The 23,806-nt window shown below is 58.6% G+C and carries 13 protein-coding genes; 5 read left to right on the top strand and 8 right to left on the bottom strand.

Annotation, left to right across the window (positions count from 1 at the left end):
- Window positions 1-176: 176 nt before the first annotated feature.
- Both K529_RS09300 and K529_RS23820 read right to left on the bottom strand, forming a co-directional pair.
- Entirely contained in the window at window positions 177-677 is a 501-nt protein-coding gene (locus K529_RS09300; RefSeq protein WP_005620029.1) for a hypothetical protein, read from the bottom strand.
- A complete protein-coding gene (locus tag K529_RS23820) occupies window positions 674-1,447 on the bottom strand; it encodes a helix-turn-helix transcriptional regulator (RefSeq protein ID WP_005620030.1) in 774 nt (257 codons plus the stop codon). Before K529_RS23820 ends, K529_RS09300 begins: the two co-directional genes overlap by 4 nt.
- A gap of 1,124 nt (window positions 1,448-2,571) precedes the next feature.
- Between K529_RS23820 and K529_RS09310 the strand changes: the two genes are divergently transcribed.
- From K529_RS09310 to K529_RS09325, 4 genes are all read left to right on the top strand, one after another.
- The gene (locus tag K529_RS09310; RefSeq protein ID WP_046002352.1) at window positions 2,572-4,296 is read left to right on the top strand and encodes a hypothetical protein; all 1,725 of its coding nucleotides are present in this window, start codon (window positions 2,572-2,574) and stop codon (window positions 4,294-4,296) included.
- 145 nt (window positions 4,297-4,441) lie between these two features.
- A complete protein-coding gene (locus K529_RS09315) occupies window positions 4,442-6,487 on the top strand; it encodes an autotransporter outer membrane beta-barrel domain-containing protein (RefSeq protein ID WP_005631274.1) in 2,046 nt (681 codons plus the stop codon).
- Between the two features lie 18 nt (window positions 6,488-6,505).
- Window positions 6,506-8,539, top strand: a complete 2,034-nt coding sequence (locus K529_RS09320) for a type I secretion system permease/ATPase (RefSeq protein WP_005631277.1) — start codon at window positions 6,506-6,508, stop codon at window positions 8,537-8,539.
- Entirely contained in the window at window positions 8,532-9,872 is a 1,341-nt protein-coding gene (locus tag K529_RS09325) for an HlyD family type I secretion periplasmic adaptor subunit (protein WP_005631280.1), read from the top strand. Before K529_RS09320 ends, K529_RS09325 begins: the two co-directional genes overlap by 8 nt.
- Before the next feature lie 51 nt (window positions 9,873-9,923).
- Here K529_RS09325 and K529_RS09330 read toward each other — a convergent pair whose 3' ends face one another.
- The 3 genes from K529_RS09330 to K529_RS09340 are packed head-to-tail and all read right to left on the bottom strand — an operon-like array spanning window position 9,924 to window position 14,187.
- Window positions 9,924-11,408: an aldehyde dehydrogenase family protein gene (locus K529_RS09330; RefSeq protein WP_005631282.1), complete on the bottom strand. Its 1,485-nt coding sequence runs from the start codon at window positions 11,406-11,408 to the stop codon at window positions 9,924-9,926.
- Window positions 11,405-12,580, bottom strand: coding sequence for a mandelate racemase/muconate lactonizing enzyme family protein (locus K529_RS09335; protein ID WP_046002353.1), 1,176 nt, complete (start codon window positions 12,578-12,580; stop codon window positions 11,405-11,407). The genes K529_RS09330 and K529_RS09335 overlap by 4 nt, the downstream gene beginning before the upstream one ends.
- The gene (locus tag K529_RS09340) at window positions 12,577-14,187 is read right to left on the bottom strand and encodes a GMC family oxidoreductase (RefSeq protein WP_046002354.1); all 1,611 of its coding nucleotides are present in this window, start codon (window positions 14,185-14,187) and stop codon (window positions 12,577-12,579) included. The genes K529_RS09335 and K529_RS09340 overlap by 4 nt, the downstream gene beginning before the upstream one ends.
- A gap of 117 nt (window positions 14,188-14,304) precedes the next feature.
- On the opposite strand from K529_RS09340, the gene K529_RS09345 reads away from it, so the two are divergent.
- Window positions 14,305-15,192 (top strand): LysR substrate-binding domain-containing protein, encoded by an 888-nt coding sequence (locus K529_RS09345; RefSeq protein WP_005609457.1) that lies wholly within the window; start codon window positions 14,305-14,307, stop codon window positions 15,190-15,192.
- A gap of 40 nt (window positions 15,193-15,232) precedes the next feature.
- Here the strand turns inward: K529_RS09345 and K529_RS09350 are convergent, their stop codons facing one another.
- The 3 genes from K529_RS09350 to K529_RS09360 form a co-directional block, all read right to left on the bottom strand.
- Window positions 15,233-20,086 (bottom strand): OmpA family protein, encoded by a 4,854-nt coding sequence (locus tag K529_RS09350; RefSeq protein WP_005609455.1) that lies wholly within the window; start codon window positions 20,084-20,086, stop codon window positions 15,233-15,235.
- Between the two features lie 19 nt (window positions 20,087-20,105).
- A complete protein-coding gene (locus tag K529_RS09355) occupies window positions 20,106-21,815 on the bottom strand; it encodes a C1 family peptidase (RefSeq protein WP_046002355.1) in 1,710 nt (569 codons plus the stop codon).
- A gap of 486 nt (window positions 21,816-22,301) precedes the next feature.
- Complete coding sequence (locus K529_RS09360; protein ID WP_046002356.1) at window positions 22,302-23,795, bottom strand: tripartite tricarboxylate transporter permease; 1,494 nt, start codon at window positions 23,793-23,795, stop codon at window positions 22,302-22,304.
- Window positions 23,796-23,806 lie beyond the last annotated feature (11 nt).

Below are 23,806 nucleotides of genomic sequence, written 5' to 3' on the forward strand. Positions count from 1 at the left end.
CGGTTGTGCCGGATGCATTTCTTCGGAGTTATGGAGTGAAAACCGTCACCGTCCCTCACCGCATCCAAGCTGCTCAAAATTAAAAAACACTGAGCTTATCATCATAAAATCAAAGCATTTTCTGTGAAGCTAGCAATAGGGTTAGACCGTTTGGCTAGGGTCTTGGGGCCGAGATCTCAGGCCGGATAACCAAACTGTGCAATCACCTGCCAGATACCGTGATTTATCGCTGTCAATTCCGAGATTGCCGTCTCGATATCTTCAGCGGCGGCATCGTTCAGCGGTGTGGATTGACCGATTTTCAGCGTGTCCTTGCGGTCCGCGATTCGCATGAGAATCGTGTGGAGATTCCCATTCTCAGGGTCAAACGCATAGATGCAGTGATTGTAGCGATTGCGCAGTGCGGATTGACGCTGGATGCGCCCGGTCAGCGCAAGCACCGGGTCTCTTTCATCGGCAGAAACCCTGTCGAGTTTACTCAACCGCTCGACCAGATCGATGCGCGCACGCGTGGTGTTGAGGGTCAGGAAGATTACCGTCGCGGTTTCCTTATCCACCTCGGCCAGCCCGGCGATCAGATGGATCAACAGGCTTTCGGTATTGGTCCACGCATAGTTGAGCCGACCGACCAGCAAGAGGAACGCATCAAAACTGGGTTGATGCGCGGTCCCCTTCATTGAACGAACTGATCAGAGCCGTGGTTTTCCAGAAACCAAACAGCGGCCTCGGTTCGGTTGTTGACACCAAGCTTGGCAATCACATGGTGGATATGGAGCTTGACTGTATGTTCCGACAACCCGAGCCGATTGGCGATCAGCTTGTTCTGCTTGCCCTCGGCGACACAGGACAGGACCTGTGCCTCGCGCGTGGTCAGGCGGATATTGCCTGCCTTTGATGCGCGCTGCTGACCTGCGGCGCGCGACTTGGGAGAGGATGGCTCCGGTTCGCTCGACGCTGGCGGCCGCTCATGCGCCGCCGCGACGTCAGCGCCCGAAAAAAAATCATCATAGAGCTCCCCCGGCACGTAGTTTTCCCCCCGCACCAGCAACCGCAAAACCGTAAGCCAGCGATCAAGATCCCGATTCATCGGCAAAAAGCCAACCCCGCGCTTTGGGCGTTGGTTCTTCATTCGAATTAAAAAAGAACGTGCCAATTCAGGCTGCCGATACGCAAAGGCCGTGGTGGCACTGGGAAATTTATCTTGAATTTGATCTATGGAATTGCTAAACGATTCATCCATAGATTGATTTAAAATAATCGAACGCACGCGATCTACCCGATCCACATCTAGGGAAAGGAGATCTTCAATCGTTTCAAGACGTTCAAACCGAACAGACTTGAAACTGATCGTCGCCAGTTCGATGGCTGGTTCTGAGAAGTCATGCGCATTTCCTACGAAATAGCACGTGATCCCACTCAATTCACTTTTGAACTCGTTACTCTTCATGTCGCATCCCACTTGGTTTTCACATGTTGCGAACGTACCTGAACGACTAAAACTACTTTTTTGCTTCGGATTTATTCATCCGATAGCAGGGCGCTCGATATCGCCCGATGCACCAATTGTCCCTGGAGCGTGATGCTCCCTCCCCCCGGAGACGGGAACATTGATTAATGCCAAACTAACTACAAAAAATTATCACAATTTATCGTAAGTGTCTGCCGTGTTCGGGCGTAAATTTGCTCAATCGTGACGCCTATTCTCGCGATCAAGATGTAGTTTTTCAAAAATCACCCTGAAAAATCAAAAAGTTGACGCAGGGTCAATGAGACCTCTACTCAACAGAAGAAACGCGCGTAACCCTGCAGAAATCACGGCATTTTCACGCCTGTGAGTTGTTGTTATCACAAATTCTCACACCGAACGGACTGCTCATTTGGCGAAGGTGCGGCGCTTTCATACGAATCTTCGAATCATCTGCGCACAACCTTAATAATTTCCACGAGTTACACCGCATCTCATTCTAGTTGCACGGCTGGTTCGGAAATCTTTTTCTATTTTGACAGCATACATTATAGTCAGCCTACATATTAAATCAGTGGATTAAATTTGCGGCCACAGATTGCCCCTCCTTCATATGGCCTAGGCCTTGTGAACGGTCATCGCAATCTCCTTGTTTCAACTGAACTAAACCCATTGATTAGGCCAACTGAAACGAATGACATCCACGGCCAGCACATCGTTTCGCGATCACAAGAACAATGTAAAAAATACCACTAAAACAAATACATAAGCAATTATTTGCCATTCCTAATCCTATGGTTGGGTGGTTTTACGTTTCTGCTTTCGCAATGCTCTGAACGTCACCTTTTGTGACCTTGCTGGCCTCAGCGCCCGCAGGAAGGAGCCAACAATACAGCGCTATCATCGCCTGTTTGTCTCCGGCTCTTTTGTTTCAAAAATGCATAGCGAGGGGGGATCAAATATCTGACACACGAAACTTCTGCAGCGCACCGGCAGAAGCGAAATCTCAACGGCGCGCAATTTCATGAAAACACATCAATGGCAAACCCAAATGATCGCTTTTGATATGAGTGGCGATCCCGGGAATGCATTACGGGAGACATCCTATGTCTAAGAAAAACCAATTCCACTTCGGCCCGATGGGCGACCAGTCTCAGGATCAGGATCAAGACCAGCTGCAGGGCCAGGGTCAGGCGCAGGCGGAGCTGCAAGCTCAGCTGCAGGCGCAGGGTCAGCTGTCCGACCAGGATCAAGATCAGGATCAGGGCCAGTACCAATCCAGTGAGAGCTGGAATGGCAACATGAACGGCAATGGTAACGGGAACGGCAACATCAATGGCAACGGGAACGGCAATGCCAACGGCAACCAGAACGGCAACGCCAATGGGAATGCCAACGGCAACGCGAATGGCAACGCCAACGGCAATGCCAACCTCAACGCCAATGGCAACCTGAACTCCAACACCAACGATTCTACGGTCACCGTGGATGTCGCGGTGGGGGTCGAAGGCTATGAGCCCACCGACGATGATTTTGCCGACATCGATCTGGATCACTCCAACGCCGGTGACTTCATCATGGCGAAGGGCAACATCGACTATAATCCGGGCAACGACCTTGATCTGGATAGCATGTTGAACGACGCGCTGAACGGTGCTGGCAACGACGCCGGAACCATCAACGCGCAGTCCAACAACCTGCAAGACAACGACCACCTGAGCAACGTGTCCAATAATGGCACGATGAACCAGACCAACACCGCAAAAGGCGGCACTGCGACTGCTGACGATGGTATCGCAGCTGGCGCAGGCGGCGGTACCGGCGGCGGCGGAGCCACCGCAAACGGTGCAGGCGCACTTGGCGGTCTGGGGATCGGCGGCGCAGCCGGGGCAACTGGCGGAGCCAGCGGCAACGGTGGCAACGGATCCGCACAGGGTGGTAACGGTGCAAACGGCGGCAACGCTGCATCCATCGGCCTTGGTGTCGGGATTGGTGGCGCAGGGGCAGACTCTGACGCGACCAGCGACGACGGCGGAGCAGCAACCTCCATCGGTGCGGGCCTCGGTGTCGGCGCAGGGCTGGCTGGATCGAATGCAGACGGTGGCGACACCGGTGATGCAGGCGGTCTTGGCGTAGGCGTCGGCGCTGCAGGAGCCAACTCTGACAGCAGCGACACCGGTGATACCGGCGCTATTGGCGGTGGTCTGGGACTTCTGGGTCTTGGCCTTGCGGGTGCAGACGGCGGTGACGGCGGCACATCCGATGCGGATGCAATCGGCACCGGTATCGGTGGCGGCTCTGGCGAAAGCGGAAACGGCGGTGACGCCGGATCTCTGGCAGCTGCAGCTGGCAATGGTGAAGGCTACGGCTCTGGCGGCAACGCCAACGGTGGTGACGGCGGCGACGCCGCGGCATGGGCTGCTGCTCTGAACAACTCTCAGGGCAATGGCGGCATGAATGTTGCAGGTGCCGGTGACGGTGGGGATGGCTACGGCGGACACGCCTGGGGCGGCAGCAGCGGTGACGGCTTCGGCGGTCAGGCTGTCGTCGGCGGTGTGCAGGCCGGTGGCGGAACCGGCGGTGCTGGCGGCATGGCGACCACCGGTGCTGGCGGTGCTGGCGGCAACGCGGGCATGTGGGGATCGAACAACGGTGACGATGGTTTCGTAACCGGTGAGTCCTTCGCTTCGTCGGCGGCTCAGGTCGATACCACCGCGTTCAACCAGAGCATCGTGATGGGTGCCAACGTGCTTGGGAACACCGTTGATATGACCGTGGTCGGCGGGGGCTTCAGCTCCAGCTACATCGGCGACGATGGCGACGGCGCATAATCGCACATTAAACCAACGGACCGGGCCCGATCATCGGGCCCGGTTTTCCACCATTTCCCAAGCTCGCACTGCGGATAATTCAATCCGCCCATAACAAAAAAAGAGGTGAGCAGCCCATTCATTCCCAGCAATTGGGGCCAGTACCATGTTCGACAAAGTAACCGAAATTGTCGCCCATATGATCGGTGTATTCCACATCGCCATTGAAGAAGCGCGTATGCGCGACGTCTACGCCCAGTTTCAGGCGGCCAAACTGGAAGATCCCGCAGTTGAGGATCTTCTCAATATTTCAGTCAAGATCAGCGCACCCTACACACTCACGGACTTTTCACCCTCGGTCGAGTATACGCCATCGGCGGCGGACTATTTCTTCGCCCCCGATGGCTACGGCCTCTATCTCGCAGATCTCTTCTATCAACCCTTGGGCCAACTTGCCTTGATCGAGGGGTCACCTGATGGGCAGGCCGCTCCGCTGCCCTTTTTCCCGGCACGCCCACATCTGACGCTGGAGCCGCCGGGCAGCGTTGCCACCATCACCGCTCAGGTTGCATGGATGGAAGATGATGATGAGCTTTACCTCAACGAAGAGCAGGCAGAATTTGTCGACCCTTCGGCCTATCTGACGTCTCTGCACAGTTTGGCGCTGATCTCCAAGGCGCTTGGAGCGACCACCTCTGAAGCACCGCTTGATTTCAGCGAAAGCACCCTTTCAGCTGCGCTCGAATTTTATGAGGCGATCAGCGCCGTCGAGGATGCCTCCCGCATTGGTGAAACTGTGACCATATCCTTCGGAACCGACGCGCAAGGCAGTTTCGTGAACGGCGAAACCGTCGAGGAAACACCGGTTCTGGACGATGTGATGCCCGCCTATTTTCAGGCGGAAAATCCCGATGTGACGCTCGAAGAGGAAGAGAGCGATACCGAGGAAGACGGAGACGCACTGGCGGACACGGATCCGTTTCAGGGCCTCGACGGGTCCTCATCGGATGCGGATACTTTTGAAATCGACGACGGCCATAATGTGGTGACCGGGGCCAATGTGATGGTCAACGACGCCTCCGTCATGGTCGGGTGGCTCGATGCGCCGGTGATTTCGGTGATGGGCGACGTGGTGGAGCTCAACTCGATCAGTCAGGTCAATGTGCTTTTCGAACAGGTCAGCTTTAACGGTGGAACCGCGGCGTCTGCGTCTGCCACCATAAATGTCGCCGTCATGTCGAATGTGTCATCCATGCCTGCAGTCGAAGACGGCAGCACCGTGGAGGACACAACACCCCAAGATCTGGGCCTTCCCGACAACTGGGCCGTGACCCGCATCGATGGCGACATTCTGACGGTCAATTGGGTCAGCCAGTTCAGCTTCATGACCGACAATGACCGGGCCGACGTTCAATTCACCGGCACCAACACGCAGATTGTGATGGGCGACAATACCATCGCCAATGTGGTCGATCTGGCCGAGATTGGCTACGGGTATGATTTGATCATGATTGGCGGAAACCTGATCACCATCAATCAGATCAGCCAGACCAATGTGATGATGGATTACGATACGATCACCTCTTCGAATGGGGTGCCTGTGGGGTACTCCGGCGGTGATAACCTACTCTTTAACGGCGCCAGCATCACCAACACCGGGCTCGATACCTATGGTGAGATGACCGACAACTTTGCCGAGGCCAGTGATGGCTTTGCACAAGGGGCCAACTCGATCACCACAGATGTCGCTCATGACGGTGCATTTGCGGGCGATGACGTTTTGACCGTGCTCTACATCTCTGGCGATCTGACCACCATCAACTGGCTGGAGCAGACCAATGTGATGGGGGACTCCGATCAGGTTCACCTCGCACTGGAAAACTTTGCCGAGGACACCGGAGCCGAGATCAATCTGACCACCGGATCAAACGCGGCCATCAACCTCGCCAGTATCGACACCTATGGCATCGATTCAGAGGTGAGGGTTGGTGGCGAAGTCTACAGCGACGCGCTGCTTTATCAGGCCGATCTGATCGACACTGATGCGGACCCGCTTGGCGTCGCCCTGCCCGCGCTTGCCAATGAAGCGGTGGCCTTCCTCGCCGACAATATGATCGGTCCCGAAATCGACACAACCAACGACACCGAAATCATCGCGACGCCGCCTGAAAACAGTGCAGGCCCCGACCTGATGCAAACGATGTTGGCCTGACAGTGACAGGGAAAAATTATGTTAGATAAGACCTTTACCGGCTCTGGCCAAACGCCAGACGCCACCGCAGACGACACAAAAGCCACCGCTCACGGCTGTTCTGAGAAAGACCTATTAAAACTCACGCCCGATCTCAGATGCGACAGTGCTGAAAGCATGAAGGCCGCGCCAGAACGCATCGCCAAAGGGTTGGGAGGTGTCCAGATCGAGGCCGATACCGGCCCCGCTCTCAAACAAAACGGGGGCCAGCCTCCGGCCAATACAAATGGCGGGAATGGCGGCGGCGATGGTGGCGGCTCAAAGCCGGAATTTCACAAACGCCCGGGACCAGAACAGTTTGTCCAGCAGTTGCGCAAGGGCCGTCAGGTGGTACGCCGCAACCTCGGCTTCGTGATGATCCTCACCTGCGCCACCAATCTTCTGGTGCTCGCAGTACCGATTTACCTGTTTCAGATCTCTGATCGCGTTCTGACCAGCCGCTCTATTGATACGTTGATTATGCTCACCATTGTGATTGCGGGCGCGGTGATCTTGCAGGCGGTATTTGACGCTATCCGCCGGTTTATTCTGATGCGCACGGCGGTCGAAATTGCAGTGCTGTTGGGTGCACCGGTTCTCAGCGCGGCGGCCCATGCATCCCTGCATGACAACGGGCGGCAATATCAAACGCTTGGGGATTTGCAGCTGCTCAGGTCATTCCTTGTATCTGGCACCCTGATTTCCTTTTTGGACGTGCCTTTTGCGCCGATGTTCATCCTCGCAATCTTCTTGGTGCATCCGCATCTCGGGCTCATTGTGATTGGGACGGCTCTGGCCTTGATGGTGATCGCGTTTATCAACCAGAAAGCCACCTCCAAACCCTTTGCCGAGGCCAATCTGGCGCAATCCAAGGCGAACATGCATCTCGACTCCATGTCGCGTAACAGCCAGATCATCAATGCGCTCGCCATGGTGCCCGAGGCCGTGGCGCTCTGGGGGCGCGACACTGCCGCTTCACTCCGGGCGCAGGTTGTTGCGCAGGATCGCAATATCGTCTGGGCCGCTGTTTCGCGGGGGGCGCGCCTGTTGACCCAGATCGGCATGTTGGGTTGGGGCGCATTTCTGGCGCTCGAAGGTGAAATCACTGGCGGTATGGTCATCGCTGCCTCCATCATCGCCGGCCGCGCCCTTGCGCCCATTGAGGGGTCAATCGAGGGCTGGAATGGCTTTTCGCAATCGCGTGCCGCCTATGACCGCGTCAGCAACCTGATGATGTCCTCGGTGCAAAAATACGAAAAGCTCCGCCTGCCCCGCCCCGAAGGCCGCCTGAACGTCGAACGGCTGCTCTATGTGCCTGCAGGCACCAAGCAAGTGGTTTTGAACGGTCTGACCTTTGGCCTCAACCCCGGCGACTCTCTGGCGGTGATCGGCAACTCTGGTGCGGGCAAGACCACGCTTGGGAAAATGCTGGTGGGTTCGATCCTGCCGACATCGGGCAATGTGCGCCTGGATCTTATGGATCTGCGCAACTGGGATGACCGCCAGCTTGGCGAGAACATCGGCTATCTGCCGCAGGACGTGCAGCTCTTTCCCGGCTCGATCAAGAACAACATCGCCCGTATGCGCGAAGGTGCCAGTGACGAAGATATCCACCGCGCCGCCCTTTTGGCGGATGTGCATGACATGATCGCCTCCCTGCCCCATGGCTATGAAACCATGGTGGCCGCTGATGGCTCGCCACTCTCTGGTGGGCAAAAACAGCGGATCGCTTTGGCACGGGCCTTCTTCGGCAACCCTCGCTTTTTGGTGCTGGACGAGCCGAACTCCAATCTTGACACCTCTGGCGATCAGGCCTTGGCCAACGCCATCCGCCACGCGCGCGAGGCTGGGATCACCGTGGTGGTGATTACGCAGAAACCGTCGCTGTTGAGTGTGGTCGACAAGATCATGCTGCTGGCAGACGGCAATATCGTGTTGTTCGGAGAACGCCAGCAGGTGCTTCAGAAACTTCAGGAACGCTCCAACGGTGGTCGACTCGCGAACCAAAATCAGGGAGGAGCCGGAAATGGCTGAACTGGTAACTTATGCCGAACCCACGGTCTGGTATGAAGAGGTTCCCCGCTCTGTCAAAAGCCATGTGCGCTGGGGCATGTTCCTTTTGATCTTCGGTCTTGGCGGGTTTGGCATCTGGGCGTTTATGGCACCATTGGCCGCTGCGGTGATCTCTCAGGGCAGTTTTGTCGCCACTGGCAGCAATAAGATCGTGCAGCACCTTGAGGGAGGCATCATCAAGGCCATTCTCGTCGAAGAAGGCGAAAATGTCGTGGCAGGTCAGCCGATTGTGCTACTGGATGAAACCTCCGCACTGGCAACGCAGCGCGAATTGTTCCTCCGTCAAGTCCGGCTGGAGGCCATGGAAACCCGCATTCTCGCGGAGTTTGATCGCAAGGACACGCTGATCTACCCGCCCCGGCTGGAAGAGTTGCGCTCAGATTTCAATGTCGCGGCCATGCTGGATGGCCAGCAAATCGTATTCAATGCTGCAACCCAGCAATTGAGCAATGATATCAATCTCCTGAACCAAAGTATTGAAGCCCTCAAAGACCGCTCTTCCGGCTATGAAAAACAGCTCATCGCCACCAGAGCGCAGCTGGAAATTCTGGAGGAGGACTCCGCCGCCAAAGAAATTCTCTTGGAAAAAGGACTGGTGCGCAAAACTGAATATAACACGCTGCGCCGCGCCCTCGCCGAAGCCATTGGCGAAATCGGGCGCCTGGAGGCGCAGGTGGATGAGACCGCCTCCTTGTCCCAACGCTATGAATCGCAGATCACGCAAACCATCGCGGATCGTCAGAGCGCCGCACTTGATGAGCTACAGGCGGTGCAATCCGAATTGGAAAGCGTGCGCGAGCAGGCCCGCCGCGCCGAAAGCGTCCTGACCCGGACCGAGATTGTCGCACCGGTGTCCGGCACTGTTATCCGGCTCCACTATCACACCCCCGGCGGTGTGGTCGAAAGCGGCAAGGCCATTCTTGAGATCCTGCCCACGGGTGAGCCGCTGATCATTGAGGTGCAGATCCCGCGCACGGAAATCGATGTGGTGCGCAAAGGACAGGCCGCAACCGTCAGCCTCACAGCGCTGAACCAGCGCACAACGCCCACGCTTCAGGGCGAGGTGTTTTATGTCTCAGCCGATGCTATTTTAGATCGTTCGCAGGAGTTGCCGCAGGAGATTTATGTCGCCCGGATTTCTGTACCACCAAGCGAGCTGGACCGGGTGCGTGGCTTCAACCCGACCCCCGGCATGCCCGCGCAGATCATGATAAAAACGCAGGACCGCACCTTTGTGCAGTATTTGATCAAGCCCGTGACCGACAGTATGACGCGTGCGTTTCGCGAACAGTAACCCGGTCCCTTTGGGGGCCACTCCCTATGTGGCGCGGCCCCCATGTATCGCTTACACAGCGAGGGTGATGGCCTTTGCGCGGGTGTAGGCATCAATGCCTTCCAGCCCTTTTTCGCGGCCAAATCCGGATTTTCGGTTGCCACCAAAGGGCAGCTCGATCCCTCCGGCCCAATAGTCATTTACCGTCACCTGCCCGGCATCGATGCGGCGCGCCATGCGCAATGCGGTTGCGATGTCTTTGGTATAAACCCCTGCCGCCAATGCAAATTCGGTGCCATTGGCGAGGGCCAGCGCCTCTTCCTCATCCTCAAACACCTGCACGCCCAGCACGGGGCCAAAAATCTCCTGCTGGATCGCCGGGTCCTGCGCGCTGAGCCCGTCCAAAATCGTCGGCTCAAAGAACCAGCCCTTGCCGGTCTCCGGGTCAGAGGTCGCCTGACCACCGCAGAGGATCTCCACTCCGCGGCTGCGCGCATGTTCCACATGGGCGGAAATCGCAGCCAGATGACGCTCGGAATTCACCGCCCCCATATCGGTATTGCGCAGCCCATGACCGAGGGTCAGCGCCTTGGCCTTCTTCACCAGCAGCTCCAGCACCGGCGCATGAAGATCACGGTGGATCACCAGACGTGAGCCTGCCGAACAAATTTGACCTGCGTTGGAGAATATCGCCCAAAGCGCCCCCTCGGCCACCGCCTCGGCATCTGCATCGGCAAAGGCAACCAGCGGGGATTTTCCGCCCAGTTCCAGCTTCAGCCCGGTCACATTCGGAGCCACCGCCTGCATCACGCCAACACCTGTGGAGACAGAGCCGGTAAAGGTCACATGACGCACGCGCGGATCCTGAACCAGTGGCGCGCCGGCCTCTTGGCCGGTGCCGGTGACCACATTGACCACCCCCGCCGGAACCCCGGCACGGATCAGCAGTTCGGCAATCATCAGGGCGGTATAGGGCGTGGTCTCTGCCGGTTTCACAACCGCCGAACATCCCGCCGCAAGTGCTGGCGCAATACCGCGCACCAACGTCGAGGTCGGGTAATTCCACGGCACGATATGCGCGGTCACACCAACAGGTTCGCGCAGGGTGAAGGCTGCGTTGTCATTGCCAAGATTGACGCTGCGCCCATCGAGTTTATCCGCAGCACCCGCGTAATATTCAAACAAACGCGCCGATCCATGAATATCGCCATAGGCCTCAGTCAGCGTTTTGCCACTGTCGAGACTTTCGACAACCGCCAGCCAATCCGCCTCAGCCCGCATCAACCGTGCGGCCTCCATCAGGATCGCACAACGCCGGGCGGGCGGCGTGTCGCGCCAGAGGGCAAAACCCGCGCTGGCACTGCTGACCGCACGGTCCACATCCGCCGCAGTACCCGCCGCAAAATCACCAAAGACAGTGGCCGTACCGGGATCAAAGCTCTCCATCCGGTTGCCACGCTCAGAGGGCACGAACGCTCCATCGATAAAGTGATCGCTGGGCAGATCAGACAGCGCACCCGTGGTAAAATAATTAGAGATCAGGGCGTTAACGCTCATTGCTCGTCCTCGCTGCATTTGTAGGTAGATTTGGCAAGCCACTCCGGACAGATTTCCACGCCCCAGCCGGGGGCGTCGGTGACATGCGCCTGACCGTCGGTGATCTGATAGGGGTCATTCACGAACAATTCGCGTTGCCAGGGGTAATAGTCATCCCCTTCGATGGAGAACTCCAGATAACGACCCGGATTGGGGACCGCGCGCAGCAGATGCATGGTGAACAATGTCACCAGCGACAGATTCGCCGCGTGCGGCGTGCAGGCCAGCCCCGCCGCGTGCCCCATGCGGGCCACTTCCATGCTGCGCACCATTCCGCCCAGATAAAGGATATCTGGCTGAATGATATCGACCACTCGGTTATCAATCATTCGTTTCCAGTGTTGAAGATCGCAGTCCTGCTCTCCGCCCGCCACATCGATGTTCAAAGCACGGGTAACCTCAAGCGTTTGTTCTTGCTCCCAATAGGGACAGGGTTCCTCGAAATGCTCATAGCCGTTGGCCTCCAGCATGCGCCCAACCTCAATCGCGCGGGCGGGGCTAAAGCCTGAATTGCCATCAACCAAGAGCGCTACATCCGGTCCCAGTGCTTTGCGCATGGTGGGAATGATCGCCTCGGTGCGCCCGTCCCATTCATCCCGGTCCTGCCCGCATTCCGCGCCGACCCGGACCTTAAAGGCATCAAACCCATGTGCGTCGCGCAGCCGCTGCATGCGTTCGGCCTCTGCCTCGGGGGTGATGTCGCGCCGCATCGAGGAAGCATAGGCCCGCAGCGGACCGCTTGAGCCGCCCAAGAGCTCTGCCACCGGTTTGCCCTGCGCTTTGCCGCGCCAGTCCCACACCGCCGTATCCAGCCCCGCCATGGCGCGGCGCAGATAGGTGCCGGGAAATTTATGCTCGCGCAGCGGGATCTCAGCGATCACCGCCTCCAGCGCATCCATGCCCCGCCCCAGCGCCCAAGGCGCCACCTGACGGTGCAGGATCTCTGAGGTCAGATCGCTGTTGTAAGTCGACACCTGCCCCCAGCCCTGCGTGCCATCCTCGGCGGTGACGCGCACAAACCCGATGAGCGGCGTGCAAAATGTCTCAATCCGGGTGATGCGCGGGCCGGTGTCAGCCGCGCCGCGTTGATAACTGACCGGCACTGCGCCGGATGTGGAATAAGGCGTGCTCATGCATCCTCCAGAATGAGATCGGCGGCCCTGAGGGCCAGCATCATAGTCGGGGCATTGGTGTTGCCCGAAGTGATATTGGGAAAAACCGACGCATCCACCACCCTCAGCCCCGAAACGCCATGGACCTTCAGGCGCGGACACACCACGGAATGGCTGATGTCCCCTCCCATGCGGCAGGTGCCGATGGGGTGAAATACAGTCCCCGAGCGGGCGCGAAAATCAGCAAGGATCTGCTCCGGGGTCATCTGGCGCAGATCCTCCCCCATTGGAGCTTTGATCAGACCGGTGATCGCGGCGGTCTTTGCAAGTCTCTGACACAGCAGCCCACCTGCGATCACCTGCGCCTGATCCTCTGGTGTGGCGAGCGAATTGGGCCTGATCCGGGGCGGCGCGAGGGGGTCATTTGCGCTGATATCAATGCGCCCGCGACTGCTGGGGCGCGTGGGTTGGAACCCGATGATGAACCCGGCAAAGGGATCAGGCTCTATCACCGTGCGCGTACCCGCAGGTGTCGTGGTGTAGGTGACGGGGTTGAAATAGAGCTGCTGATCGGCAGCTGTCAGCCTTCGGTCAGAGCGAAAGAAGCCACCGCATTGATTGACCGAAAGCGACAGTGGCCCGCGCCGCGTCAGCGCATACTGAAATGCGGCGCGGACCTTTCCGTGCAGCGGGCGCAGCTGATTGTTAAGCGTCGGCTTTGTTGCGCGAAAATAGTAGTTTACGCCAAGATGATCCTGCAGATTGCCCCCCACATGAGGCGCGTTCATCATCGGTGTGATCCCGTGTTCTTTTAACATTCCCGCAGGGCCAATGCCCGACAGTTGCAGCAAACGAGGCGAGCTGACCGCACCTGCCGACAGGATGATCTCTCGCCTTGCCCGCAGGCTTTGCGCGCGCCCCTTATGCGTGACCTCGACGCGGGTTGCGCGCCGCCCGTCAAACCCGATCCGCGCCACCATCACGCCGGTCATCAGCGTCACGTTCTGTCGCCGCAACGCCGGGGCCAGACAGGCCCGCGCCGAATGCATCCGGCGCCCGCCACTGGTATTGATCCGATAGGCGCTCGCCCCCTCAGGCGAGGTGCCGTTCATATCCAGCGTCTGCGGCAGGCCCAGTTCACGCGCCGCCGCGAAAAAATGCCGGGTCACCTTGTGGATCTGGTCAGAGACATCCTGCACATGGATCGGCCCACCGCCATGCCGGGTGCCATCCGGGGCGATGCGGGTCTCCAGGCGCTCATAGGTCTGCTGGACGGTTTCCCAATTCCAGCCCTTGGCCCCTTCGGCCTCCCAGTCATTGAAATCCTGAGCCAGACCACGGGCATAGACCATGGCATTGATGGAGCCAGACCCGCCCACAACCTTGCCGCGTGGCCAATATCCGCTGCGCCCGCCCAGCGCTTCCTCGGGCTCGCTCTGATATTTCCAGTTCACCGCCGGATCATAGAAGGTCTTGCCATATCCCAGTGGCAGCGCGACCCACGGCTTGCGCGGCATGCCACCCGCCTCCAGCACCAGCACGCTATGGCTGCCATTTGCGCTCAGGCGCTCGGCCAGCACACAGCCCGCCGATCCTGCGCCCACAATGATGTAATCGTATTCACGCACCGCGATGTCCGTCCTTATTCATCGCGCCAGCGTTACAGGTGCTGCTGCAATCCCCATAACGAAAAATAATTCGTCACTACCTTAAAAAATTTCGCAGATTAGCTTATCTGTCATTGCATGTATCAGGAATTGCCCCCTCTGCCGTGGTTGCGCGCCTTTGATGCCAGCGCGCGGCTTGGAAACTTCACCCTCGCCGCCGAGGAACTTGGTCTCACCCCCTCTGCGGTCAGCTATCAAGTGCGTGGCCTTGAGGCAGCATTAGGGCATAAGCTCTTCATTCGAAAGCAAAAGTCCCTGTTCTTGACCCGTTTGGGTCAGGCCTATCTGCCTGTGGTCAGCAAAGCCTTTGGCGATATCGAGGCCACCACATCGAACCTCTTTGGCAAATCTGCCGCGCAGGAGGTCACGATCCGGTGCCTCAGTTCGCTCAATATGCTGTGGCTTGCGCCAAGGCTCTCGAACTATCACCGCCTCAACCCCAATGGCAGACTCCGGCTGCTCTCCTCGCTTTGGAGCGAAGCCCCGGACGCGGCGCAAATCGACATCGACATTCGCTATGGCGATGGCAATTGGTCCGATGGCGAGGCCACGCCCCTGATGCATCATGATGTGATCGCGGTCTGTGCGCCCGCGCTGCATCCCGGCCCCGACCCAAGGCAGATCGCCACCCGCCCATTGATCGAAGTCTTAGGTGTGACAGATACTTGGCACCATTTCTTCGCCCTACACGGGCTGGAGCCTGCCGCATCAGATCCGGCGCTCAAGGTCGACCAATCCCTGATCGCATTGGAGCTTGCCTCTCGCGGGATGGGTGTTGCCCTCATCGCCCGCGTCTTTGCGCAAAACTATATCGACAGGGGCACATTGGTGGAGGCCACGAATCTGACGCTGCCTGCCCGACAAGGTCACTATCTGGTACAGCCCAATGCTCGAAACCGCTTTCGCCCCGAGGTTTCTGCGGTGAAGGACTGGCTCTTGCAGGAGGCCGCCACCACGGCCTGTTGACCTCCCCCACCGCCACATCTGCAGCGGGGGAGGTTTGGGATCAGTTCGTCGCGATGCTGAGCGGATAATCCACATTGAGCGACAGCGCCGGAATTTGTGGACGCTGCTGGCCCTCGGTCAGTTCCGGCACCCGCGACGAGGTAAAGAGCACCAGTTCCTGCAAGGAGTTAAACCCGTTGCGATCCCCGACGCGGTTGTCCGCCAGCCCGCGCAAGCCCTCCAAAAGCGCCGCCGTGAAGGCCCCGTGACCACCGCCAAAGCTCTCGTCCTCAAAGCTGAGTTCGGAGCCGGACGAGGATGCAAACACCACTGCACCTGTGCCTTTGGTGAGGTTTTGCACCGCATCATCGGCCACCACCCGGTTCCCCCCGGCACCAGAATGGCAAATATCAAGAAGCATCAGCGCATTCTGGTTGAGCGGCCGGTTTTCCAGATAGTCGCGGAAGCGATCAACGCTCATGCCGGTGTAGGGTTTGGCCAGATCGCCCTCATGGGTCATGAAGTAAAGCTCTTGTTCCTCGTCGACCACACCGTGCCCGGCAAGGAACAGCACAACCACATCGTCATCCGCCGACTGGTCGAGAAACTCGTTCATCTGGATGCGGACATTGCGCTCTGTGGCCTCTGCATCGGTCAGAACCTTGGTCTCGACCCGGTTAAACAGCTTGCCCTCCTGCGACTCCATCAGCTTTGCCAGTTCCGTTGCATCACGGTCGGCAAAGTTTAGGTTCTGACTGGACCGCTCGTAGTCAGACACCCCAACCCCAAAGAACCACAGCGTCTGGCCGGAAGGTTTCTCATCCGGGGCCTCGCCGCCTTCGCGGATAATCTCCAGCGTTTGGGTCTGGATGCGCGCATCGCGCCACACCAATGATGCCTCAATGACGTTGCGCCCCGGATTAAGGTCAAACCGGCGACTGAAGCCTACGGTTTCCTGCCCGTCGAAAAACGCCTCTTCCTCAAAGCCACGTGATTTCAGCACCCGGCGCCCGTTGAGCGTATATTCGATCTCAGGATCGGCCAGATCGGCGTTGTCCTTCAGCACTTCCAACTCCACCACATAGGTTTCGTCTTTGGTGCTGCTGCGTTGGGGCGAAATCAGGCGCACCGCATAGGGCGCTTCAAAGACGTCCGCATCAACATCCACGCCATCATCCGGCAGTGCTTCCCCACGTGCGATGGCGTCCAGAAGATTGCGGATCAGGCCCGGACGCTCATAGTTCTCGGCCAGCGCCGAGAAGGGCACGTAATTGTCACCCAGCGACCAATAGACATCCTCTGTCCCCTGCAAGGACGCTGTGTAGCGCCCATCGGGGGTATAGGCGATCCATTCGCCATCCTTGCGGGGCGCAATGGTCAGCGCCTGCTCCATCCGGTTCAAATCAATAAAGATCAGCTCGTTACCTGTGGTAAGACCAATCGCCAGATTGCGTTCTGCGTGGGCCTCCAGATAGCGCAGGTTGTGCGGGAAGGTCAGCTCTTTGCCATCCAGTGCGACGTGATCCCAGAACCATTCCAGCGTGCGACCATCCGCAAGCTCGATCTCATAGTTCGGGCTGGGCGTTTCACGGCCAGTGTTTTTGCCATTGCTGGGATCGTGCAGATACCAAGTCCCCTTGCCGCGGAACTTGAGCACATCGCCCCCCTCGGCCCAGTCCATCTGGAAATAGCGATCCTCGGCCTGAAACGTTGTTACCTCGCGATTGGCTGGCCCATCATAGATGGTCACGACGCGACCATCGGTCGAGCCCTGTTTGAACCCAGCCATCCAGGAGGACGTCACCGCAACCATGCCATTGTCCGCAAGGCGCACAAACACGCGTGGATCATAGATGTCATTGAACCGTACAGGTTCGGACACGATGTCAAAGCTCTTTTGCATCACGACATTCAGCGTTGCCTTTTCGATCATATAGATCGTGGATCGCGGCGCCTGAAACGGCCCCTCACCCTGCGGCACCGTGCCCACCACGATATGCGTGTCGTTTTCGCGCATGCTGTAGGGCTTGCCGTCGATCTGCTTAATCACCTCACTGCGGAAGGTGGTGGTGTCGAACTTCAGCATCTGCCCATCTTCGTCAAAGGTGAACAGAACCGAGCCATCCTGATTGAGCGGCCTCCACGTCTGGTAAACCTCCCCCTCGATCCGGTGCACCCTGCGGCCCGTCTTGATGTTCCATACGCTGGTGCCAGCACTGTCGCGCGACATCACCAGATCCTGCGAGGGCACCATGGTCAGCCCACGGCCCTTATATGCGGCCCCGTCCTTACGCTGATCGACACTCAGATCACGGGTATTAAGATAGACAATCTGGTCATCCATCGCTGTGATGTAATGCCCACCATCTGGTGTGAACCCACCATAAAGGATCTTTTCCGGGTCCCCCTGAAGCTGTGCGGTCACGTTGAGGCTCGGCACCTCCACCAGCGCCAGACGGGTGTTATTGGTGAATGTATCGGCGATCATCACCTTGGACTCCGTGGGATGGGCGATCAGCTTGAACGTCATCGCAGGCATCCGCTTGCGTGCAATCTCGCGCCAGTCCGAGGTGGTCCAGACGATCAACTCATAGCTGTTGTTCATCCCCACCAGATACTTACCGTCAGGCGTATTGGCGAACCCATGCAGCCATCCGGTATTGCGCAGCGATCCCACCGGTTGCAGCGATTTGGCGTCCCGCACCACCGCATGCGCGGTACGCGGCGATTTGGTCACGATATGCGCCCCATCCCCCGACCAGACGATCTGCTCGGAGCCGCGAATGGTGCCCATCTTGGTCACGCCGCGAAACGTGCGCGTTGCCATGTCATAGACCTTCAGGAAACCGGTACGGTCGCTATAGGCCACCGCATCCGAGAAGGGCGACCAGGAGATCTCGTCAATTTCGATTGAGTTGGGCAGCTGGCTGTGCATCAGCCCCGTGCGCATGTCGTAGATATAAAGCAGATTATCCGTAACACCAGTGACCCCCACAAAGGAGGATTTCACCGCAATATAGCGCCCATTGGGCGAAATCTCCCGCGAGCTGCCACCGATGGGCAGTTGATGCACCCGCAGCATCCGTTCCAGATCCCAGACCTGTGCGGGCGTGTTGCCGGTCACCGCATAGCGGCCATCGGGGCTCAGCGTCAGCGACCGCGCATCCAGCCATCCCGAGGTTGAGATCTGCGGCGCAGAGATATTGCCATAGGGGCGGATTTCGACCCGTCGGTTGGTCTGCTTGCCACGGTCGGTGGCATTGGTCGCCAGCGGTATGCGCGAGCCATAGCCCACGGTTTGCAGGCGCTCCGGCGCAATACCCGCGCTCTCGACAAAATACTGCTCTACCGATTTGGCACGCGCATCGCTCAGCGGCAGATTGACCTTGTCGCTGCCGGTAATGTCGGTGTGACCTTCGATCAGGAACACATAGTTTTCAGCCCCCAGCGCCTTGAGCGCATCTGCCGCCTGCTGCAGCACACCCAGACCCGCCTCGCGGATGTCGGCCTTGCCGGTGGCAAACTCAACCGTCACCCGCAAACTGTCCCCAAAACGCTGTTCCCAATCCTTGAGAAAGGGATTTTCCGCAAAGAAGCGTTCACGCTGGCCTTGAAGGCGCAGCGCGTTGCGAATGCGGTTTTCCCGCCCCGCGATCCAGTTATCCGAAAAACCGCCATACTCTTTGGCGCGTTGCAGCAGGCGGTTGGCTTGCTCAAAATCGCGCGCATGAACACGGTTGTCGACGTAATCGCCCAGAATATTGCGATAGGCGGTGCCGTTCACCGTCGGCAGATATTTTTCAAACACCGGCACCGCGCGATCATAAAGCGCGGCCTCTTTGGCGAACCGGGCATATTGGTTGATCGCATTATCAAGCTCTCCCTGTGTGGGGGCCATCGCGATTGCACGGGCGCCGTAGTCTTCGGCCTTTTGCGGATCGAACTTGAACTCGCTCCACGCCCAGTTAGCGCCGATCAACACGTGATAATTGTTCGGAAAATCGCGCAAGCCCTGATTGAGAACCGCAATTGCGGACTCAAAATCATCATTGCCGATAGAGCCAAAGGCATCATGCGCCGCCTCTGGCGACGGGTTCATCTCATAGGCCGCGCGGAAAATCGGATGCGCCTCGCGGTGCATCTTGAAATCATCCCACAGGATTTTGCCGATATGGCGCAGCGCCGCGTCATTGCGGTTGTCATTGGCCCAATCAATCGCCTCGCCAATGGCATTAAAACGCGTATTACGGTCTGCGCGTTGGGCGCTCAGGATCCGCAGCCGATTATCAAGCCACGCCGTCAGAGCGCTTGCATTGGTGGAGCGATCCAGCGCCTGTTTAAAATAGCGGTCCGCCGTGCTGCGGTCGCCCTTGGTGCGCGCCATCACCCCGCGCACATAATCATACACCCAATCCTGCGCCGGACCGGTCGGCGCGTAGCTGTTGAACCACTCGTTTGCAGCAGCCTCGCCTTCCCGGTTTTTCAGGTTGAAATAGGCGTATTGTACAAAAAATGCGTGATGCGGCCAGGCTTTGGCCCCTTGCAGATAGTAATCAAACGCCTCGTCGTACCGCTTTTGGCGTTCCAGATTGTAGCCCAGATTGGTAAAGCCAAGGCCAAGCGAAGGGTCACGTTTGATGCCTTCCCTATAAAGCTGCTCAACCTCTTTCAGATCACCGCCGCTTTGATCAAGCACCCAGGCGCGCGCCACATATCCTGCGGGCGTATTGGGGTGTTTTTCGGCAATCCAGCCCCGGATCTGAGAGCGCAGCGCGCCGCTGTTGCGCGACACCGACAGCTCAATCAGATCGCCAAGGTCCTTGCCTTCGCAGTATCGACATTCCAGCGCCTGCGCAGAGGCCCCCCATGCCAGCGATAGAAAACAAATTACTCGAAGTATGGCAGTTCGGATCACGGAACGTCTCCTGCAAGGATCAGTTGAAAGTCAGGCTGAATTGAAAGGTGCGGCGCGCAGTGTTGCCTGCCGCATCTCGGGTCTCGATGCTGATCGGGTGCGGCCCCGGTCCCTCGGGCAGTTCGATCTCTGCCCGGAATGGCCCGCGCGAGGAATAGCGGCTGCTCAGCGCTCCCTCGACCTTGAGGGATGCAATCTCGCTTTGGTCCTGCGCCATGCCCTCTAGGCGGAACAGGCGGCTTGGCACCGGGATCACCGTGTCATCGCTGTCAAAAGCCTCTGGCGCGGGATCCGTCAGCACGATGAGCGGCGCGTCGCTGTCGTCCTTGGCTGGGTCTGCCGCGACATGGTCGATGCTCAGAACCACCGCCGCCACATCGGCATCACCGCTGTCGGCCTCAAAGCCAATCACAGAAGCCAGCAGCTCCATTTCATCCTGTGGCACCAGCCGGTTGCCCAAAGCACTGCGCAGCCGCGCAGTCACGCTGCCCGAAGCACGCGCCATCCGCGCAGCCACCGCCTGCGCATCCAGCGGCTCTTGGGTGTACAAAAGCACGTAATAATCGGTGCCAACCGTGTCATTCAGTCGGGTGAAATGCTGCTCTGTCGGCCCCGGCAACAACAGTGTGGTGCCGCTATGCGTATAAGGCGTCACCCGATCTCCGCGCGGAAACAGGGTCACATAGTCACCACTTGCATCGCCCCCAATCACATAAAGCGCACCGTTGAACTGGCTGGAGGCCTCCACCCGGAAACGTGTCCCCGAGGGCAGAGGCTGGCGCAGCCGGTAGCCGTCATTCGTGCGCGTCACATCCAGCGCGTCGCCCGAAATATGCAGCACCCGCGCGCTGCCGCCCATGTCCACCACACGAGGCGGCGGTGGCGGATCAGGTGGCAGCACCTCATAGCCTTCATAAACAAAGGCGTTGAAATCCTCATAGGAGATCCAGAAAAATCCGCGATTGCCCCAACCGCTGCTCCATGAGTTCACCACCTCAAACGCGCCGCCCCCGCGCGTGTCGTCATAGCCGATCACGGTCATCGCATGGGCGCCCAGCGTGTTGCTGCGCAGTTCATTCCACTCGGTCGAGGATGGTTGCCATGTGCCACTGCCGCTATGGCGCATAAAGCCCTCGCCCACCCCCATCACGATCACCACCGGGTTGCCATTGGCCAAGGCCCGGCGAGTGGCGACGTGTTTGTTACGCCCCGAACCTCCCCACAGGCGGGAATATCCCTTGATGCGAAAGGCGCTCGCCTTGTCGCGCACGCTGGAGGAGGGCTGCGCCGTGCAGGAATATTCGTCATAGGGAAAATCGCTCAGCAGCGACACGCCCTGACGCTGCATCAATGTCAGCGCCTCCGCCACATAAGAGCCATTACAGCCCGGCTGGTGGATCTGGTTGAACACATAGGCAGGCGACAGCACCATATTGCGCAGGCGCGACGAGCTGTCGACCTCCATATCCTTGGCCGACAACAGCGTACGGGCGGCATAAGCCGTGGCCCAGCCAACGCAACTGCCCTGCTGCCCCTGATCGCCAACCGGAGGCACGAACCGCTTTAACGACATCTCGGACGGGGCGCTGAGATAATCACCGCGCGCTAGGGGCGCCGATTTGGGCACCGCGCCATATACTTCGGGATCGGCCACAGCGCCCAGACTATAGGTCTGAGCTTGCGCCGCAGACAGCCCAAGCGACACCACAAATACGGCGGCCTGAGCCATGCTCTGAATAGGTCGGGTCGTGCTAAAAGAAATCAAAGACGTGCCTTTCAAACCAAGCAATCCGCGCTCCCAGTCATCGGAGCGGCCATTGCCTCAGCGTTCCGTATAAGCTGCACAAGAGCTCTAGCCCGGCTTTGCTGAAGCAATATGACGGTAGCTTTGCTGCCCCTTCTGGCGGCAAAGCCTGCAAGCGTCAGGCGCGTATCCTTTCGAAAATGACCATGTTTTGTCCCCCGTTGTAATTTTTAGTCTCGGTCCCGAATACATATCCTTACGTCGATGTTTACTCAGGTCAAGAATTTGCGCGCCCCTGCGCTTATGGAAATTTCTTGATGGTGAATTTATGGCCGCGGTTCGCGGGATCTGGGTCGCGATAGTCTGCGTTGACCTGCTCGGTCCGCCAAACGCCACACATCGCCCACGCCACGGCGGCAGGCGATGTGTGTGGTGTTCCGCCAAACAAGGGCGCGGCTCAGGCCTGGATCATTACGCCTGAGGGCGGCGGCGCGCTTTCAGGCCCTTTAAGATTGGCCATAGCACCAGCCCGAGGGTCGCCAGCGCAATCACCGCCGACAATGGCCGCGTGAACAGCTCGGTCGGGTCGCCTCGGCTGATAAGCAATGCCCGCCGCACGCTCTGTTCGGCCATCGGGCCAAGGATCAGCCCTAGCACAATCGGGGCCAAGGGCACGTTGATTTTCTCAAGTATGTAGCCGGCAGCGCCGGCTGCAAACATCACCCACAGGTCGATCACCCGCCCGTTGATCACATAGACCCCAACAGCCATCAAAACGAGGATCATCGGCACCAAAAGCACCCCCGGCAAGCGCTGAACCTGCGCAAAAATGCGAGTGGCAGCCGCACCACCCACCGCAAGGATCAGCAGCGATGTCAGCAGCATCTGCACCATAAACCCGCCGACCAGTCCGGGGTTTTGATGAAACAATTGCGGGCCGGGTTGCAGGCCATGGATCAACAGCGCCCCAAGCACCAAGGCGGCGATCACATTGCCGGGAATGCCCAAGGTCAGCGCCGGAATCATGGACGCTGCATTGTCAGAGTTATTGCCACATTCCGCCGCCGCAACGCCCTGCGGATTGCCTGTGCCAAAGCTCTCTGGCTCATCACTGGCACTCTTGGCCGCATTATAGCTGAGGAACGCCGCAATGTTGCCCCCGGCCCCCGGCAGGATACCGACGCCAATCCCAATGAGCGACGAACGCAGCCACGTCGGCACAAGCCCCCGGACTTCGCTCCATGGGACTTTTACAGCTTCCAGCTTCAGATCACTTGCAGAAAGCCCTTTGATATCTGCGGCTTCTGCCAACGAGATCACCGGCGGCAGCGCATAAAGCCCGACAAGGATCACGATCAGATCCAACCCGCTCAGCAGCCACACCTCGCCAAAGGTGAAACGCGCAACGCCCGACAGCTGATCCAGCCCAACCGTGCCCAGCAACAAACCAAGCGCCGCTGCCATCAGCCCTTTGACGGCATCACTGCCCACCATGACCCCGATCGACGCCATGCCAAACATCGCGATCCAGAAATACTCTGCGGGACCAAAATACAAGGTGGCGCGGGCAAGGATCGGGCCGATGGTCATCAGCGCAATCGCCGAGGCCACACCGCCAATCGCAGAGGACCAGCATGCAATCTTGAGCGCCCGTGCCGCCTCGCCCTTCTGGGCCATCGGATAGCCGTCAAATGTCGTGGCGATTGCGGCAGGTGTGCCGGGGATGCGCAGCAGGATCGCGGGGATCGCTCCGCCATACATCGACCCGTTGTAGATGCCTGCGACCATGCCCAGCGCCACCAATGGCTCCATCGAGTAGGTAAGCGGCAGCAACAGCGCGATGGCCATCACCGGATTAAGCCCCGGAAGCGCGCCGATAAACACGCCAAGGATCGAGGCTCCGATCATTGCGACAATGGGGCCCGCCGCAAAAACACCCCCGAGGATTTCCGAAATCAAACCCATGGTTTGTAGCT

This window comes from Tritonibacter mobilis F1926, assembly GCF_000376545.2.
Taxonomy (GTDB): Bacteria; Pseudomonadota; Alphaproteobacteria; order Rhodobacterales; family Rhodobacteraceae; genus Epibacterium; species Epibacterium mobile.